General features: G+C 58.5%; 17 protein-coding genes. 6 read left to right on the top strand and 11 right to left on the bottom strand.

The features are described from left to right. Positions 1–27 precede the first annotated feature (27 nt). Both J3352_RS02555 and J3352_RS02550 read left to right on the top strand, forming a co-directional pair. Positions 28–753 carry a LytTR family DNA-binding domain-containing protein gene (locus J3352_RS02555; RefSeq protein WP_156065799.1) on the top strand — a complete coding sequence of 242 codons (726 nt, stop codon included), beginning with the start codon at positions 28–30 and terminating at the stop codon, positions 751–753. After that, entirely contained in the window at positions 746–2035 is a 1290-nt protein-coding gene (locus J3352_RS02550; protein WP_156065797.1) for a sensor histidine kinase, read from the top strand. Before J3352_RS02555 ends, J3352_RS02550 begins: the two co-directional genes overlap by 8 nt. A 479-nt stretch (positions 2036–2514) precedes the next feature. Here J3352_RS02550 and J3352_RS02545 read toward each other — a convergent pair whose 3' ends face one another. Genes J3352_RS02545 through J3352_RS02535 form a run of 3 tightly spaced genes read right to left on the bottom strand, consistent with a single transcriptional unit; the run spans position 2515 to position 4665 of the window. After that, a complete protein-coding gene (locus J3352_RS02545; RefSeq protein WP_156065795.1) occupies positions 2515–2952 on the bottom strand; it encodes an aspartate carbamoyltransferase regulatory subunit in 438 nt (145 codons plus the stop codon). Position 2953: 1 nt separating this feature from the next. Then, the gene (gene pyrB, locus J3352_RS02540; RefSeq protein WP_156065793.1) at positions 2954–3895 is read right to left on the bottom strand and encodes an aspartate carbamoyltransferase; all 942 of its coding nucleotides are present in this window, start codon (positions 3893–3895) and stop codon (positions 2954–2956) included. A 14-nt stretch (positions 3896–3909) separates the two neighbouring features. Then, the gene (locus tag J3352_RS02535) at positions 3910–4665 is read right to left on the bottom strand and encodes a GntR family transcriptional regulator (RefSeq protein WP_005934447.1); all 756 of its coding nucleotides are present in this window, start codon (positions 4663–4665) and stop codon (positions 3910–3912) included. 187 nt (positions 4666–4852) lie between these two features. On the opposite strand from J3352_RS02535, the gene J3352_RS02530 reads away from it, so the two are divergent. Further along, complete coding sequence (locus tag J3352_RS02530) at positions 4853–5395, top strand: GNAT family N-acetyltransferase (protein ID WP_097771207.1); 543 nt, start codon at positions 4853–4855, stop codon at positions 5393–5395. A gap of 42 nt (positions 5396–5437) precedes the next feature. Here J3352_RS02530 and J3352_RS02525 read toward each other — a convergent pair whose 3' ends face one another. After that, complete coding sequence (locus J3352_RS02525; protein WP_156068732.1) at positions 5438–6811, bottom strand: MATE family efflux transporter; 1374 nt, start codon at positions 6809–6811, stop codon at positions 5438–5440. 180 nt (positions 6812–6991) lie between these two features. Beyond that, positions 6992–9007: a TIM-barrel domain-containing protein gene (locus tag J3352_RS02520; RefSeq protein ID WP_097771903.1), complete on the bottom strand. Its 2016-nt coding sequence runs from the start codon at positions 9005–9007 to the stop codon at positions 6992–6994. A 240-nt stretch (positions 9008–9247) separates the two neighbouring features. Here J3352_RS02520 and J3352_RS02515 point away from each other — a divergent pair, with 240 nt between their 5' ends. From J3352_RS02515 to eis, 3 genes are all read left to right on the top strand, one after another. Further along, positions 9248–9868 carry a sugar transferase gene (locus tag J3352_RS02515; protein ID WP_097771204.1) on the top strand — a complete coding sequence of 207 codons (621 nt, stop codon included), beginning with the start codon at positions 9248–9250 and terminating at the stop codon, positions 9866–9868. 80 nt (positions 9869–9948) lie between these two features. Then, positions 9949–11283, top strand: coding sequence for an aspartate--tRNA(Asn) ligase (gene aspS, locus J3352_RS02510; protein ID WP_097771904.1), 1335 nt, complete (start codon positions 9949–9951; stop codon positions 11281–11283). Positions 11284–11299: 16 nt separating this feature from the next. Beyond that, positions 11300–12508: an enhanced intracellular survival protein Eis gene (gene eis, locus J3352_RS02505; protein ID WP_097771202.1), complete on the top strand. Its 1209-nt coding sequence runs from the start codon at positions 11300–11302 to the stop codon at positions 12506–12508. Between the two features lie 106 nt (positions 12509–12614). On the opposite strand, the gene J3352_RS02500 is transcribed toward eis, so the two are convergent. From J3352_RS02500 to J3352_RS02475, 6 genes are all read right to left on the bottom strand, one after another. Next, positions 12615–13253: a GDSL-type esterase/lipase family protein gene (locus J3352_RS02500; RefSeq protein WP_097771905.1), complete on the bottom strand. Its 639-nt coding sequence runs from the start codon at positions 13251–13253 to the stop codon at positions 12615–12617. 30 nt (positions 13254–13283) lie between these two features. Beyond that, positions 13284–14213: an ROK family protein gene (locus J3352_RS02495; RefSeq protein ID WP_097771906.1), complete on the bottom strand. Its 930-nt coding sequence runs from the start codon at positions 14211–14213 to the stop codon at positions 13284–13286. Between the two features lie 15 nt (positions 14214–14228). Beyond that, entirely contained in the window at positions 14229–14933 is a 705-nt protein-coding gene (locus J3352_RS02490) for an N-acetylmannosamine-6-phosphate 2-epimerase (protein ID WP_097771907.1), read from the bottom strand. Continuing rightward, the gene (locus J3352_RS02485) at positions 14926–15387 is read right to left on the bottom strand and encodes a YhcH/YjgK/YiaL family protein (RefSeq protein WP_097771908.1); all 462 of its coding nucleotides are present in this window, start codon (positions 15385–15387) and stop codon (positions 14926–14928) included. The genes J3352_RS02490 and J3352_RS02485 overlap by 8 nt, the downstream gene beginning before the upstream one ends. Positions 15388–15457: 70 nt before the next feature. Further along, on the bottom strand, positions 15458–16387 hold the full coding sequence (locus tag J3352_RS02480) for a dihydrodipicolinate synthase family protein (protein WP_005934429.1): 930 nt from the start codon (positions 16385–16387) through the stop codon (positions 15458–15460). Positions 16388–16679: 292 nt separating this feature from the next. Further along, positions 16680–17657, bottom strand: coding sequence for a carbohydrate ABC transporter permease (locus J3352_RS02475; protein ID WP_005934426.1), 978 nt, complete (start codon positions 17655–17657; stop codon positions 16680–16682). Between the last annotated feature and the right edge of the window lie 8 nt (positions 17658–17665).

Here is a 17665-nt window from a genome sequence, read left to right as displayed (position 1 = left end):
GAGAGGGCGTTTTTGTTGGAGGACACAATGCACATTTTGATCTGTGATGATGATGCGATATTTGCTGCCCGCGTGGAAACGCTCGTCCGGGATTTCTTTGCGCGGCGGGGCTTGCAGGTGGAATGCACTGTCTGCCACAGCGGGGAAGAGACACTGGCCCGGCGGGACCTTGATCTGTATCAGGTGGCGCTGCTGGATGTGGATCTGGACACCATGAACGGCATCTCACTGGGAAAGCAGCTGCGCCAGTGCAGCCCGGAGATCTGCCTGGTGTATGTGTCGGCCTATCTGGAATTTGCCCCAGAGGGCTACACCGTGAATGCGTTCCGCTATATCCTCAAGCGCGACCTGGACTGCCAGCTGCCCCGCTGTCTGGATGCCATTCTGCACGAGCAGGATCACCGGGCTCCCAAGACCCTGACCATCCGGCAGAACCGCACCGAGACTGAGCTGCCCTACGACAGCATCTACTACCTCGAAAGCGACCTGCGCAAGATCAATGTTTACGGGGATGTGGCTCACCAGCCCCTGTGCTCCTACTATGGCAAGCTGAATGAGCTGCCGCAGGCCCTGTTTGAGAACGGCTTTCTGCGGGTGGGGCGGAGCGCGGTGGTCAATATGAAGTACATCCGGCAGATCAGCAGCTATATGGTCACTCTGCGCAATGGGGTCAAGCTGGGCGTGAGCCGGAACGGCTATGCTGAGATCCGCAGCACCTATCTGGAATGGAAGGGGCAGTTTGGGGATGACTAAGGAAATGCTCTGGTTTCTGATGGGGCATCTGGTCTGCGTTGGCCAGTGGGCGGCCTTTATCATGGTGGACCATGCATTTCTGGGCCGCGGCAGGAGATTCCGCTTCCCCTGCCTGTGGGCAGCCCTGCTGGCAGCAGTATTTCTGGCGGCTTCGATCCGGCATGACATTGGTTTTTTCAATATCGGATCTGTGATATTGAACGTCATCTACCTGTTGGTCACGGTGCTCTTTTTCGGCGGAAGCTGGAACCAGAAGCTCTCGGCCTGCCTTGTCAACGGCATTATGTGCCTGCTGACGGAAAATACAGTCAGCTACACCTTTGCCTGGTGTAAGCACATTCCGGTCCGGGAGGTCTGGCGCTACCGCAGCTGTCTGTTCCTGCTGGTTGCTGCTGTTGTGGGGGCTGGCCTGCTTGCAGCCTACATTATCCGGCGCTGGCGGCGGGAGCAGGCGTTGACCCCGCTGCAGATGCTGGTCATGTCCTTTTTTCCTGGCATCGTTGTGGTGCTGAACATCGTGCTGATGGTATCCGGCGGCAGTGAAGTGCCCAGCATGATGAACATGATGCTGACCTTTGGTCTGACCATAGCAGTGCTGATCCATCTGGGGATCGTGCAGATGGTCAACGACCAGATGCTGCAGCAGCAGACACTGATGGTGGAGGCTGTGCGCCAGAAGAAGAGCGCAGAAGCTCTTCTGGAATCCTACAAGACTCAGCGGCGGCTGACCCATGAGTTCACCAACCACACCGATGCACTGGCTCTGCTGCTTCAGCAGGGCGATTACGAGGGCGCAAAGGCCTACCTTTCCACGCTCACAAAGACCATTGCGGCGAATACCACCATTATGAACACCCACAACCCCCTGTTGGATGCCCTGCTCAGCAAAAAGTACGAGGAAGCCAGCCGAAAAGGGGTCATGGTCTATTTTGATCTGCCCGATCTGCGGGATATGCCCATGGGCCAGACGGATCTTGTGATCGTGCTCTCCAACCTGCTCAACAATGCCATTGAGGCCGCCGCGCAGGCTGATCCGCCGGAGGTCTATGTGCGGATGCGGAAGAGCGAGGACGAGGTGGTGCTCTCTGTCCGCAACCGGGTGAAAAAGGACCTGAACCTCGTGGACGGTCAGCTGCCCCGCATCTCTCAGAAAGGGGCGGGCCACGGCTTCGGGCTGTGGAACGTGCGGGATGTGCTGAAAAAATACGGCGGCGAATATACCATCAGCTGCCGGGGGTGCTGGTTCCGCTTTACCTGCACCATCCCGCTCCGCAAGTTATGACATGAAACCCTGCAGAATATGACATTTGGGGTGAAAGTTTCATCGGAATCTGCTACAATGAAACCAAGTTAAAGGCAGGAGCGCCTCCCCGCTGTATGGTTTGCGGCCGACAGAGGAAGGAACATCCGGGAACGCAGGCGTGTGTGCGTGGGCCGGAACGTCTTTACGAATAAAAAGTCTGACGAAGCTCTGAATGGCGATCTTGGGGGATTGCTGCAGATAGAGACCTTCTGAATGCACTGCACCTGCACGGCATCGTATGTGGGAATGGGATGCCGGGCGGTGCTGCCGGAGGGAGCTTTGTCGGGCTTTTTTGTTTGAGATCGGGCCGGAAGGAGGACGGTGTGGAGCATGGCTGCACCTGCACGGAAGCGGGCATCCTGCTGGATATCTTCACCCCGATGCGGGAGGATTTCGTGTAGCAAACAAAAAAAGGCAGTGCGCCGCGTGGGACGCACTGCCTTTTGCTTTTGTACCGATTATTCCGGCTTCACCTGCAGCTCCTGCTCACAGTAGATGCAGCGGTATTTGCCGTTGGAGCTCATCTCAAAGATCTGGTCGCATTCCTCTTCAATGGAGGAGATGCAGCGGGGATTGCGGCACCGCACAATGTTCACCAGACGCTTGGGGGGCTTCGGCTTTTCCTTGCGCACAGCCTTGCCGTTTTCGATCACGGTCACGCTGATGTCAGGGTCAAGGTAGGCCAGCACATCCAGGTTCAGCCAGGAGGCATCCCCCTCGACCTTGATGATGTCCTTGCGGCCGCAGTCGGCCTTGTGGGAGCGCGCATTCTGGATCAGTGCCACGTTGGCGGTGCGGTTGCCCTTGATGCCCAGCAGGTCCATCAGGCCCACAGCGGTGCCTGCCTTGATGTGGTCGATCACAATACCGTTCTGGATCTCGTCAATATTCAGCATATCAGTTGCCCTCCTTCGGTGCCTTGGGGTCAGCAAGACCCAGCAGCGTCATGATCAGTGCCATGCGGACGTATACGCCGTTCTGCACCTGCTCAAAGTAGGCGGCACGGGGGTCATTGTCCACATCCAGTGCGATCTCGTTCACGCGGGGCAGGGGATGCAGCACTGCCATTTCAGGCTTGGCAAGGGCCATCTTTTCGCTGGTCAGAATGTAGCTGTTCTTCAGGCGGATGTAATCCTCTTCGTTGAAGAAGCGCTCCTTCTGCACACGGGTCATGTACAGGATATCCAGCTCGGGCATGGATTCCTCCAGGCTCCGGGTCTCGCGGTACTCGATGCCCTTGGCTTCCAGCACGTCCTTGATGATGTAGTCGGGCACCCGCAGCTCCTCGGGGCTGATGAGCACAAAGCGGATGTTCTTGCAGCGTGCCATGGTCTTGATGAGAGAATGGACGGTGCGGCCGAACTTCAGATCGCCGCACAGGCCGATGGTCAGATTATCCAGCCGACCCATCCGGGTGCGGATGGTCATCAGATCGGTCATGGTCTGGGTGGGGTGCTGGTGGCCGCCGTCACCGGCATTGATGACCGGGATGCGGGAGTAGCGGGAAGCGCGGAACGGCGCACCCTCTTTGGGATGGCGCATTGCCACGATATCAGCATAGCAGGAGACCACACGGATGGTATCTGCAACGCTTTCTCCTTTGGAAGCGCTGCAGACGGTCTCGCTCGGGAAGCCCAGCACATGACCGCCCAGGTTCAGCATGGCCGCCTCAAAGGAAAGGCGGGTGCGGGTAGACGGCTCATAGAACAAGGTGGCAAGCTTTTTGTGAGCCGCAACGTCCTGGTAAGCGGCAGGATCGGAGCGGATGCGGTCGGCCAGATCCAGCAGAGAGGTGATCTCTTCCTGGCTGAAATCCAAGGGATCGATGAGATGGCGCATGAATTTTACCTCCGTCAAAGTAATTTTCGTAGAATGGAAAAATCGAAGAAATTTGTGTAATAACTCAGTGAGCGCATGACCGGGTGGCACAGACGGTTGAAGCAGATCTCATCCAGCAGCAGCATGGCCTCGCCGGGGGCAAGACGCATGGCAGCCCGGATGGCCTCGTCGCCGCAGCTGGCCTTGAGGTGGGCCACATTCGAGGAGATCTGCTGGTTGCATTCCTGCTCCAGGATATCGAACACGCCGCCGCTCAGGTCGATGCGGGTGTAGTCCCGGCTGCCAAAGAGGGCGCGGGGCAGATAATCGATGGAGTAGATGACCGGGGTGGTGTCGGCCAGGATGCGTTTTTTGATGCAGATGACCTCGTCCCCCGGTGCAATGGCAAGATCCCGGGCAAGCTCGGCCCCGGCGCGGATGGGATAGATCTGGATGCCATCGGCGTGGGGGTAGCTGCCAAAGCTGCGGATCAACGGGTAATATTCCAGCTTCTGGTCAAGGCGGCTGCGCAGGCCGAGCACGGTGCGGTTGACCACTGTGCCAATGCCGCGCACGCGCTCAATGTAACCGGCGCGCTCCATCTCGCTCAGCGCGTCCCGGATCACGGTACGGCTGACACCGAGTTCCGCGGCCAGATCGACCTCGGCGGGCAGGCGGTCGGCATCGGCGTAGCGGCCGGTGCGCAGTTCTTCCAGAAGCGCCGCGACGACACGGTCACTGATGACCGCACCGCCCAGGCGGATGGATGACGAAGAGCTGGATTCTTTCATGGGCTGTTCCTCCGGTTCGCGGGCGGGGCAGTGCCCGCCTGGACTTGGGAAAACCTGCCCTGCATCCCAAAAGCTGCGCCGGACAGATTCTCTTACTTTCATTATAGCATGATTTGACTTTATTTTGAATGGTAATTATACTGGAATCCAGCAGAAAGTATGATTTTATTTTTGGAGGGTTCACAAAATGGAACTGATACTGCAAAAAGTGTGTGGCCGACCTGCACAGCTTCCCATTCGCCTGCGCCGGTGCGGCCCTGCGGATGCCGCCGCATTCTTTGCTTTGCAGAACGAAGTGCGGGCCGCTATGCCCCACCCGGAGCAGTTTGTGCCGGACACACTGGAGAATATCACGGCCTACCTGAGGGAGGACCTGTGCATCGGGGCATACGACGGCGAACGGCTGGGGGCGTACTTTATCCTGCGCTACTGCGGCCGGAGCGCGCACAACTATGCAGCCTTTCTGGGGGTGCCCCGGGAGGAGTGGGAGCACTGGGCCAATGCAGACAGCGCAGTGGTCCACCCGGACTGGCGGGGCAACGGCCTGCAGCGGAAGCTGCTGGAAGCGGCGCTGCCCCTTGTCCGGCCCGGCATCGTGGGCATCGGGGCCACCGTCAGCCCGGAGAATCAATACAGCCTGAACAATGCCCTTGCCTGCGGTTTTGTCATTGCCGACCGCCGTGAGATGTACGGCGGGTATGACCGATATCTGTTAAAGAAGATGCTGTAAACAAAAAATGCCCTCCTGCTGAGCACAGGAGAGCGTTTTTTGTTATGCGGCCAGGTGGCGCTCTTCCTTCAGCTGATCGTTCATCTTTTTGCGCACGACCAGCAGGCAAATGAGATGCACCCCTGCGGTCAGGGCCCAGCTGATGGGATAGCTGATGTACAGCGTGCCGGTGGAGCGGAACATCCGGAAGATGGTTGCGATCCAGACCAGACGGAGCAGGCAGCTGCCCACCAGGCTGACGATCATGGGAATCACCGAGTAGCCGCGTCCGCGCAGGCAGCTGGCCAGAGTGTCCATTATGCCGCACAGGAAGTAGGCAGTGCAGATGATCTGCATCCGGGACAGGCCGGCAGCCACCACGGCTTCATCCGTGGAGTAGAAGTGCAGCAGGACCTCACCGCCAAAGTAAGCGCCGCAGCCCAGGAACAGGCCCGCCACAGTGACGCAGAGCAGACAGTTGCGCATGACGCGGTCGAGGTTGTCGTACCGGCGGGCACCCACGTTCTGGCTGGTAAAGGTCACGGCCGCCTGCGCAAAGGCATTCATGCCGGTGTAGATGAAGCCCTCGAGGTTGGATGCGGCAGAGTTTCCGGCCACGACCGTGGAGCCAAAGGAATTGATAGCCGACTGGATCACCACGTTGGACAGGCTGAACACGGTGCTCTGCAGACCGGCGGGCAGGCCGATCTGGATGATCTGCAGCAGGGCTTTCTTGTGGAAGCCCAGATGCCGCAGGTCAAGGTGCATGGCACCCTCTTCCTTGACCAGCAGCACCGTGACCATAATGGCGGATACCGTCTGGCTGAGGATGGTGGCCAGCGCAACACCCGCCACGCTCATCTGGAACACGATGACGAACAGCAGGTTCAGCACCACATTGATGACACCTGCCACCGCCAGACAGACCAGCGGGCGGCGGGTGTCGCCCACGGCACGCAGCAGGGAGGCGTTGAAGTTGTACAGCATGGTCATCGGCATTCCGATGAAGTAGATCTTCAGGTAAAGGGTGGCAAGGTCAATGACATCCTCGGGGCTGGACATCAGTTCCAGCAGGCCGTGGGCTGCAAAAAAGCCCACAAAAGCCATCAGTACGCCGCCCACAAGGCTCAGGGTAACAGCGGTCTGCACCGCTTCGTGCACGCCCTGGTCATCCTTTGCGCCATAGCAGCGGGCAGCCACAACGTTTGCACCCAGCGCAAGGCCGACAAACAGGTTGACCAGCAGGTTGATGAGCGCACCGTTGGAACCAACTGCTGCCAGCGCGGCGCTGCCGACGAACCGGCCCACCACGACCACATCGGCAGCATTGAACAGCAGCTGCAAAAAGCTGGATGCCGCCAACGGCAGGGAAAACAGGATGATCTTTTTCAGCATCGGGCCGCTGGTCAGATCACCGGCTTGGGACATTTGTGCCATGAAAGCTCCGCCTCCTTTGAAACTTCTCTCATACTCTTGCACCAAAATTGAAGCGTAAAAAATGCGCCGTGCCGTTTTGCGGCACAACGCAATTGTAAAGAACATCTATATTATAATACAGTTTTCTGTAAAATACAAGATGCTGCGCAGGGGAGATCCTGCCTTTCCGGGACACTTCGATCAGGAATGATGGATCTGCAGCGTTTTCCAGTGCTCTTTCTTCTCATATTCTGTTGTCACACCGTCATCCCGGTACATCCGGTACTCAGCAGATTCGCCGTCGGGCAGGAAGCTCCACAGAGTCAGGCTGGCATCATCCAGCTCAGAGGTGTTGTTGGCGGGTTGTGCCACGGGAACGATGTGACCCGGACGGAGGAACAACAGCACTTCGTCCAGCGCACAGCGGATATAGTGGTGTCCGGCGGGCAGGATCTCTTCATCGTAGTCGTCCACAGCCCGCAGGCGCAGGAGCTTCATGGATTCGGGCAGGTAGACATGCCGCCCGTGGGCATTCTGGACATAGACGGGAGCGGCCATCAGGCCCTCGCCCAGCAGAAGCTGATCTTCCACCTCCCGGGCATCGGGGTCATCCGGGTAGTCGAAGGCCAACGGCCGGAAGTAGCTGGTGTTTTCCAGCGCGGCTTTCATAAATTCGCTGTACAGGTAGGGCAGCAGGGCGTAGCGCAGACGGATCATATTGCGCACAGCGGGCAGCACCTCGGGGAAGCGGTAGTATTCCTGCATCCGGGTGCCAACTGCGGAGTGGTTGCGCATCAGCGGGGTGAGCAGACCGAACTCAAGCCAGCGCAGGGCAAGATCCGGCGTGGTATCGGAGGAGAAGCCGCAGAGGTCGGCACCGCTGTACAGGAAACCGCACATCTGGACACTGGGCATCATCTGGATGTTGGCCAGCAGCTGGGCCCAGCTGGAATTGTTGTCGCCCAGCCAGATGCCGCCGTAGCGGTGGCTGCCAATGAAGCTGGAGCGGCTGTAAAGCAGGGTGCGCTGGCCTGGGCGCAAGTCGGCAAAGGCTTCGCCAGCGGCGCGGGTCATGCTGCCGCCGTAGAGGTTGTGGACCTGATTGTGGCGCACCTTCTGGCCGTCCACCTCGTGGTAGAAGCTGGCATAGTCTGCCGGGCTGTTCATCAGTCCCATGGCACCGCCTATCACGCGCAGGAAGAACTCCTCCTGCTCAATGTTGTCCTTCTCCCGCAGGGCGGCCATGTCGTTCAGAAAAGCGCGCAGCCGCTCGGGTGAGTAGAAGAGGGAGGGCTCATTCATATCGTTCCAAAAGCCCTCGATGCCGCAGTCGGTCAGGGTCTTGTATTTGTGGCCGAACCACTCCCGCACCTCAGGGCGCAGGAAGTCGGCAAAGTAGGCCTTGCCGGGCCAGACTGCCGCCACAAAGGGGGTCCCATCGGCCTTTTTGCAGAAGTATCCTTTTTCCAGCCCTTCGGTGCAGGTGGGGTCGTTGGGATCAATACGCACGCCGGCATCGATGATGGGCACCAGCCGGATGCCCTGCGCTTTCAGGTCTGCGGAGAGCTTTGTAAGGTCTGGAAACCGTTCCTTGTTTACGGTGAAATCGGCATAGTCCTGCATATACTCGATGTCCATGCAGATCATATCCAGCGGCAGGTCGTGCTCCTTGTACTGGCGTGCAACTTCCCGTACGTCCTCCTCGGTCTTGTAGCCCCAGCGGCTCTGTGCCAGACCGAATGCCCACCGGGGCGGGATGTAGCTGCGGCCGATGAGGGTGCGGAACTCCTTGCAGATCGCATTCTCGTTCCCGCCGGAGAGGAGATACAGATCATAGTCGGGAGTCTCGGTGTGGAAAGAGAATAGATCGTGGCGGGTATAGCCGATGTCGTAATACACCTTGCCCGGGAAATCCACGAACAGGCCAAAGCAGGTGCTGCCATCCCGCACCAGCAGGAAATTGTGCGCACCATAGAAGGAAAGCTTGTCCTCGCTGTGGCGGGATTCGTCGGTGTTGTTGGTGATGTAGTGCCAGCCGCGCTTGTTGATGCCGCGGGGCATTTCCCCCAGACCGTAGACCGCAGCCTGCTCACTGAGGGTGAGCCGCCAGCCGGTGCCATCGGGAGTCAGAAAGGGGACGGGGCCGCTTTCCGCGGGAAGAGACAGCACAACGCTCTGGGTGGGGAAGGGATGCCCGAAAGAAAAACGCTGGATCACAGAAAAGACCTCCTGTTTCAGATAGAGTGGTTACTGTAATGATACGGCAGAAATCGTTCCAGAACAAGAGAGAAAACAGGATAAATAATGCAACAAAACAGGCGTTTTGTGGTCTGCGCAACAGCCAATACTTCTGCTGCGCCTGCCGGAGCCCCTCGGGCGTGAAACTGCACGGAATGGATTGCAAACTGTCGAAGGGCTTGCTATAATAAAAGGTACTCTGAAAAGGGAGGATCTTCCATGTATCGAAACGGCATCAAGCGGCTGCTGGCGGTCATTCTGTCCCTCTGCGGCATGATCGTGCTCTCGCCGCTGCTGCTCATCCTTTGCCTTGCCATCAAGATCGATTCCCCGGGACCGATCTTTTTCAGGCAGAAGCGGGTGGGCATCCACAAACAGCATTTCAATATCCTCAAGTTCCGCACCATGCGCATCGACACCCCCCACGATATGCCCACCCACATGCTCAAGGACCCGGATCAGTATATCACCCGGGTGGGGCACTTCCTGCGCAAGACCAGTCTGGACGAGCTGCCCCAGCTCTGGAACATCTTTGTGGGCGATATGGCAGTCATCGGCCCACGCCCGGCGCTGTGGAACCAGTATGACCTGCTGGCCGAGCGGGACAAGTACGGTGCCAACGATGTCCGCCCCGGCCTGACCGGCTGGGCCCAGATCCATGGGCGGGATGAGCTGGAGATCGTGGACAAGGCCCGGCTGGACGGCTACTATGTGGAGCACCTGAGCTTTGGCATGGACGTAAAGTGCTTCTTTGGCACCATCAGGGCGGTGCTCGACCACGACGGTGTGGTCGAGGGCGGCACCGGCACTTTGCACGAAGAGGAAAACCACAAGAAGTAAGACTGGCCTGGGCAGAATACTTGATTTATCCCCTGAAAAGCGTATAATAAAACGGTATAAGACATCAAAGGAGGATTTCCATGAATCGCACCTACATCAACGAGGTACAAAAGGAAATTGGCAATACGGTCAAGGTACAGGGCTTTATTGAAAACCTGCGCAACAGCAAGTATATGGCCTTTATCGTACTGAAGGATATCACCGGCAAGCTGCAGATCACGGTTGAAAAAGAGGATCATCCTGATCTGGTGGACACCATCGATCAGTTGACCCCTGATTCTGTCATCACTGTCACCGGTAAGGTGGTCGAGAACGACTACGTCAAGATGGGCGGCATCGAGATGATCCCCGAGGCCATCGAGGTGGAGAGCATTGCGGATGCACTGCCCATTGCCCGCAAGGCCATTGCCGCCACCAAGAAGAAAAAGGCGGTGGAGCGTTCCAGCATCGACCAGCGCATTGATTACCGCTGGGTCGATCTGCGGACCGACGAGAACCAGTTGATGTTCAAGGCTCAGAGCTGCATGGTCAACGCCATGCGCAAGTTCCTGCTGGACCAGAACTTCATCGAGATCCACACCCCCAAGCTGATCGCTGCTGCCAGCGAGAGCGGCTCTGAGGTGTTTAAGGTGGATTACTTCGACCGCAATGCCTATCTGGCACAGAGCCCCCAGTTCTACAAGCAGATGGCAATGGCTGCAGGCTTTGAGCGCATCTTTGAGACCGGCCCTGTGTTCCGCGCTGAGAAGAGCTATACCAACAAGCACGCCACGGAGTTCTCCGGCTTTGATCTGGAGTTCAGCTACATCACCTCTTACAAGGATGTCATGGCCATGGAGGAGCAGCTGCTCAAGGCTGGCCTGCAGGCTGTGAAGGAAGCATACGGCGACCAGATCCAGGAGCTGTTCGGCAAGGAAGTCATCGTGCCCGAGACCCCGTTCCCCGTGGTCAAGCTGGCTGACCTGTACAAGGGTCTGGAAGAGGACTTCGGCTATGTGGTGGACGATTCCGAGAAGGGCGACCTGACCACCGAGGCCGAGCGCCTGAGCTACGACTGGGTGAAGAAGCACTATAACCACGAGTTCCTCTTCGTCACGGATTACGATGCTGAGAAGCGCGCTTTCTACCACATGCGCGACGAGAACGGCGTGCCTCAGGGCTACGACCTGATCTGGCGCGGTGTGGAGATCACCACCGGTGCCCAGCGCGAGCACCGCTATGAGGTGCTGAAGAAGCAGGCTGAGGAAAAGGGTCTGGCTGAGGATGTCAAGTTCTATCTGGAGTTCTTCCAGTATGGCTGCCCCCCGCACGGCGGCTTCGGTCTGGGCATCGACCGCCTGACCATGCTGCTGGTGGGCGAGAGCATCAAGGACGCGGAGTTCCTGTTCCGCGGCCCCAACCGTCTGACCCCGTAAGGACGGGGGTGTTCGTATGAACGCCGCAGACCATTATCTGACCCGTTATCTGGAAGCGAAGGATCTTGATCAGTACAATGCACTGCTCCGCTACACCTTTCAGGTCACGGAAGAAGAGCTGACTGCCACAGGCTGGAAGGACGATGAAATCAAGCAGTCCAAATTCCCGGTGCTGGAACGTGCCGATGTACTGGGCTGCTTTGATGGAGACACGCTGGTGTCCCAGTTTGCCGTCTATCCGCTGAAAATGAACATCTACGATACGGTCTACCATGTGGGCTTTGTCACCAGTGTCTGCACCTACCCGGAGTACACCGGGCAGGGCATTATGAAGCACCTGATGATCAAGGGTCTGACCCAGATGCACGAAGAGGGCAAATCCTTCGCCCTGCTCTACCCGTACAGCATTCCGCTGTACCATCACCTGGGCTGGGAGATCGTTTCCAACAAGATCTCGTTCAACATCAAGGACCGGCAGATCCCCACCAAGGTCAAGGCTCCCGGCTATGTCCGGCGCGTCAGCTGGGATAATACCGAGTTCCATGAGCTGCACTCCCACTTTGCGTCCATCACCCACGGCTGTCTGTTCCGCAACAGTCTGGCCTGGGAGGAATACTGGCGCTGGGACGAGGACGATACCAATGTTGCGGTCTACTACAACGTCAAGGATAAGCCCTGCGGCTACATGGTCTACCTCATCAAAAACGACATCATGCACATCAAGGAGATGGTCTACCTCAACCGCGAGGCCCAGAAAGGCCTGTGGGAGTATATCCATGCCCATGATTCCATGATCGATGAGGTGCACGGCAGCACCTATTTCAGCGAACCCATCGCCTTTGAGATGGACGATGGCGACATCAAGGAGAGCATTCGCCCCTATGCCATGGGACGCATCATCGACGTAGAGGATTTCCTCGCCGATTACCCCTGTGACCCGGACGGCGGCACCCTGTGCATCGAGCTGGAGATCGAGGACTCGCTTCTGCCATGGAACGACCGGACGTTCAACGTTCGCTTTGCGGATGGGCACTGCACCATGACCCGTGAACCTGCCGAGTATCACCTGAAAATGGGCATCGGCACCTTTACCACCCTGCTGCTGGGCTACAAGACCGCAGAGCGTCTGTATGAGCTGGAGCGCATCGAGGGCAGGGAAGAGGCTGTGGAACGGCTGGATGACGTGCTCTTCCATAAGATTCCGTATATTTCGGATTACATCTGACAAAAGAAAACAACCCTCTCCGTCAAAGCCTTTTGCTTTGCCTGCTTCCCCCGAAAGGGTGAGGCGGCATTGCGAGGCAATGACGGAGAGGGTTGTTCTTTTTGACTCAGAGCAGCGTCGGAACCAGCTCGGCCAGCTTCTCAGCCAGTTGTGCGTGGCCCTTACGGGTCAGGTGCATGAAGTCGATCTGGTTGAACTCGCAGCCTTCAGCATCCAGGAAATGGACGTTGTTGCGCTCTGTGATGATCTTGTACCAGCCGGCAACGCCCTTGGACTTCTCCACACAGCCGTCGCCCATGACCTCATCGTGGAAGCCCTCCTTGATGCGCGGAGGAGCGACCACAAGAATGTTGGGTTCCTTGCCGCCCCAGCAGTCCACGGTCTTGCACTTCTGGATCAGGCGCTCCATGCCCGCACCAATGCAGGCGGCGTTTGCGTTGAAGCGCTCTTTCACATCGTTGGTGCCCAGCATGATGATGAGCAGGTCGATGACTTCATGGCTCTTGAGCAGGGGATAGGCCACGCTCAGAGCATCCATGGACTCGTGGATGGGATCTACAAAAACGGTGGTGCGGCCGGAAAGGCCCTCTTCGGTTACCAGATACTTGTCACCCAGAGCAGTCTGCAGGCGGCAGGTCCACCGCTCGTCCTCGTTGAAGCGGATGCCGCCGTCGGCGTTATCCTTGGGGTCGGCACAATAACCATGGGTGTTGGAATCGCCCAGGCAGAGAATATGTGTTTTCATCTCAATACACTCCTTTGATCGTTCAGATGATCAGGCTTCGCCGTGCTGCTGGCGGAAGTAATAGACTGCGCCTACCATACCGGCATCATTGTGCAGCTGGGCGGCGCGGATCTCCAGCCCCTCGGCAAAGGCGGGCATAACGGAGGCCCTGACTTTGGCGGCAATGGGCTCGATGAGCAGCTTCTGCTGGGCGCTCACGCCGCCGCCGATGAGAATGAGCTGCGGGTTGAAGATGTGCACCATGCCTGCAAGGCCCTGTGCGATCTCATCCGTCCAAGCATCCAGCAGGGCCAGAACGGTCTCGTTGCCAGCCTCCGCGGCAGCAAAAATGGCGCGGCCGTCTTTCCAGGCCGGGTCCTTTTCCTGTGCGGCCCGTACCAGAGCCGTGGTGGCGGCGTAGCGCTCCCAGCAGCCGGTGGCACCGCAGGTGCAGGGAACACCGTCCAGTGCATGGGTGCGGTAGTGGCCCAGCTCACCGCCCAGTCCGCGGGCACCCTCCAAAAGGCGGCCGCCGGTCAGGATGCCGCCGCCCACGCCGGTGCCCAGGGTAACGCCGATGACATCGGTATAACCCTTTGCGCCGCCGACCCAGACCTCGCCCAGCGTCATGCAGTTGGCATCGTTGGCAACGGTGACGGGCAGGCCGAAGAGCCGTTCCAGTTCGGCCTGGATGGGGCTGTTGATGTAGTTGGGAAAGTTGCCGCAGGTACCGGCCACGATGCCTTTGCGGCTGTCGATTTGGCCGGTGGCCGAAACGCCCACGCCTTCCAGCGTGTTCACGTCGATGTTCTGGGTCTCCACAAAGGCTTTGGCGGCTTTGAGCACGGTGGCCAGCACCGGGGTCTGGTAGCCGTCAAAGTTGACGCTCTCCTCGGCCTTGGGGCCCACCGCGCCGGTCTCATCCACGATGCCCAGCTTGACGGCAGTGCCGCCGATATCGATCGCAAGATACTGTTTCATCTCGGTGTCTCCGTTTTACTTGTTCATGGCGTTGATGGCACCGGTAAAGCGGGCCGTGATCTCGGCAGGGCGGGTGATGGCACCGCCCACCACCAGTGCAAAAGCACCGGCTTCCAGTGCCTTGACGGCCTGCTCGGGGTAGTGGATGTGGCCCTCGGCAATGACCTTGGCGGGGCACTCGGTGGCCAGCTTGTGGACGAAATCAAAATCGATGTCGTCAATGCCCTGGGTCTCAGGGGTGTAGCCGCGCATGGTGGTGCCCACAAAGTCGGCACCGGCCTCGGCGCAGGCCATGGCGTTCTCAAAGTTGTCGCAGTCGGCCATCACCAGCTGATCCGGGTACTTTGCCTTGATAGTGCGGATGAACTCAGCGGAGGTGGAACCGTCCGGGCGGAGAGCTCCCGTGCCCTGCACCGCCAGAATATCCACGCCGCAGGCCACCAGCTCGTCCACTTCTTTCATGGTCACAGTGATGTACATGGGGGTGCCGGGGTAGTCCTTTTTGATGATGCCGATCACGGGCAGGTCCACGACCTCCTTGATCTGGGTGATGTCCCGCACGGTGTTGGCACGGATGCCCACCGCGCCGCTCATGGCGGCAGCCTTGGCCATCAGGGGCATCACGCCGCCCTCCTTGGTGTACAGGGGCTCGTGCTCCAATGCCTGGCAGGAGACGATCAGCCCGCCCTTGATCTGAGCAAACAGTTTTTCCTTATCCATGATACTTATCCTCCATCTTGATCTTGACAACAGCTTTGCGGACACGATCGCAGCCGGGCATTTCCACGCCGGGGCGGTGCAGCTCACCGGGGAAGAAGAGGACGAACCGCCCCTCGCCCAGAGCGCCGAAAACGGCATCCTCGCTGTCCTTTTTGCCGATATCCGGCTGGTAGGGCTCTACCTCGGTGCCGGGGGCGGTCTCGTAGCCCCAGCCCTCGCCGCCGGTCAGGTCGATCTGCAGATCGGCGTAGAGACGGTGATATTCGGCGTGGGAATCGGTGTGAGGTTTGAGATCGGCATCCATCACATTGATGAACACCTCGTCGCCGTCCACTTCGGTACGGCCCAGCGGCAGGGTATCCAGCGGGTGTGCGGCCAGAAACTCAATGGCCGTGTCGAGGTTTTTGTGGAACCCCTTGTACAGATGCAGTTGATCCAGGGTATCGCAGATCATACGCTTTCCCTCCAAAAAGAAGCGCCCGCCTCCCCTCTGAAAAGAGACGGAGAGGGGGCGCTTGTTCAGCTTACAGTTTTGCGATGGCGGCTTCGATCATGGCCTGTGCTTCGGCCACGATGGCCTCATCCTCGGGGATCAGGCTGGGCATGGGCTCACGCACGCCGCCCAGCTCCAGACCGTACATCCGGCGCAGGATCTCTTTCTGCACGGCGTACAGGTTGCCGTGGGCCTCACACATCTTGTAGATGATGCGGTCGGCCTCGTACTGGAGGGCCTGTGCTTCCTTGACCTCGCCCTTGTTGATATGCTCGTTCATGGCCAGATACAGCTCAGGCATCACGGCGTAGGTGCCGCCGATGCCGCCGTCTGCGCCAATGACGCGGCCGGAGACGAACTGCTCATCGGGGCCGTTAAAGACCACAAAGTTGCCTTCGCCGCGGGCAGCGATACCGGCATCCTTGAACATCTGAATGTCCTGGGTGGGCATGGAGCTGTTCTTGACAGCCACCACGTTGGGGTTCTTGAGCATCTCCTTCAGCAGGCTCATGGTCAGGCCGGTGCCAGCCAGCTGGGGAATGTTGTAGATGACGAATTCGGTATTGGGAGCAGCAGCGGACATGTCGTTCCAGTATTTTGCAATGGCATACTCGGGCAGGTGGAAGTAGATGGGGGGGATGGAAGCAATGGCATCCACACCCACGCTCTCGGCATGGCGGGCCAGTTCCACACTGTCGGCGGTGTTGTTGCAGCCAACATGTGCAATGACGGTCAGCTTGCCTTTGGCTTCGCTCATCACTGCCTCCAGCACAGCCTTGCGCTCGTCCACATGCTGGTAGATGCACTCACCGGAGGAACCGCCGACATACACGCCCTTAACGCCCTTGGCGATCAGGTGGCGGGTGAGGGCCTTGACACCCTCAGTGGAAATATTGCCCTCTGCGTCGTAGCAGGCGTAGAAAGCGGGGATAACGCCCTGGTACTTAGTGATATCTTTCATGGTTTGTCTCCTTAAGCTCCTATATGCTTATTTGTTCTGTTCACTGCATCAGCGCCCTCTTGCGGTGCCCTGCATCCGCTTCGGCCCTTGGTGCGGGCCTTGCGTCTTGCAGACCGCTGCGCCAAAAATTGCTTCCTGAACATCAAGCTCCAACGCTTTTCGTTCGGTCAACGGGATCAGCGCCCTCTTGCGGTGCCCAGCGTCTGCTTCGGCCCTTGGGCGGGCCTCGCATCCTGCAGACCGCTGCGCCAAAAATCCCTCCCTGTTCCCGCCGCAGGCGGCGGTCGGGATTTTAGCCCTTAACAGCACCCATTGCGATGCCCTTGGTGAAGTACTTCTGGAAGATGAGGAAGATGATGATGATAGGCACAGCAGCCAGTGCAGCACCTGCCATGATCAGACCGAAGTCGGTGCTGTTTTCCGCCTGCAGCTTTGCAATGCCCAGAGAAATGGTCAGATTGCTGGTGCTGGACAGCATGATCAACTGCATGAAGTAATCGTTCCAGCTGTTGATAAAGGTGAAGATGGCCAGAGCACCGATGCCCGGCTTGACCATGGGCAGCACGATGCTGATAAAGGTCTTGGCTTCACTTGCACCGTCAATGCGGGCGGCCTCCAGCATTTCTGTGGGGATGCCCTCGCTGAACTGTTTCATCAGGAACACACCGAATGGCCAGCCGACAATGGGGAAGATGACGGCCCAGATGGTGTTGTAGAGGTTCAGGGCACTCATCTCACGCAGCAGGGGAATCAGAATGACCTGCTTGGGCAGAGCCATTGCGCACACGATCAGGGTGAACAGGAGCTGACGGCCCACAAAGCGCTTCTTGGCCAGTGCATAACCGGCCATGGCGGCGGTGATGCAGGTCAGGATCATGGAGACAACAGCCATGAACACGGTGTTGATCATCCAGCGCAGGGCAGCAGGAGCGGTGGGTCCGACCGAGAAGTAGATGGGATCGCCGTCGGCACTGAAGCGTGCACTGAAGGGAATGGCCAGCTGCCACAGGGGGGCGCTCTTTCCGGCAAACAGCTTCTGGTAGTTGGTCAGCACCCACTCATGGGGCCACCACTCGGGGGTGGTGGAGTTGATGGCTGCACCGGTTTTGAAGGAACCGGTGATGATCCAGTACAGCGGGAACGCAAAGGTCACGGCCACGATGCTGATCAGGATCAGGGTCAGGATGGTATAGGCGCTGGCCTGCTTGAGCTTGCTGGGGTGACGCTTCAAGGGCTTTTGCTTTTTTGCGGTTGCAGCAGTTGCACTCATTGTTACGC

The organism is Faecalibacterium sp. Marseille-Q4164 (assembly GCF_017377545.1).
GTDB lineage: Bacteria > Bacillota > Clostridia > Oscillospirales > Ruminococcaceae > Faecalibacterium > Faecalibacterium duncaniae.
Note: the sequence above shows the minus strand (reverse complement) of the source record. Positions and strands in the feature narration are given on the sequence as shown.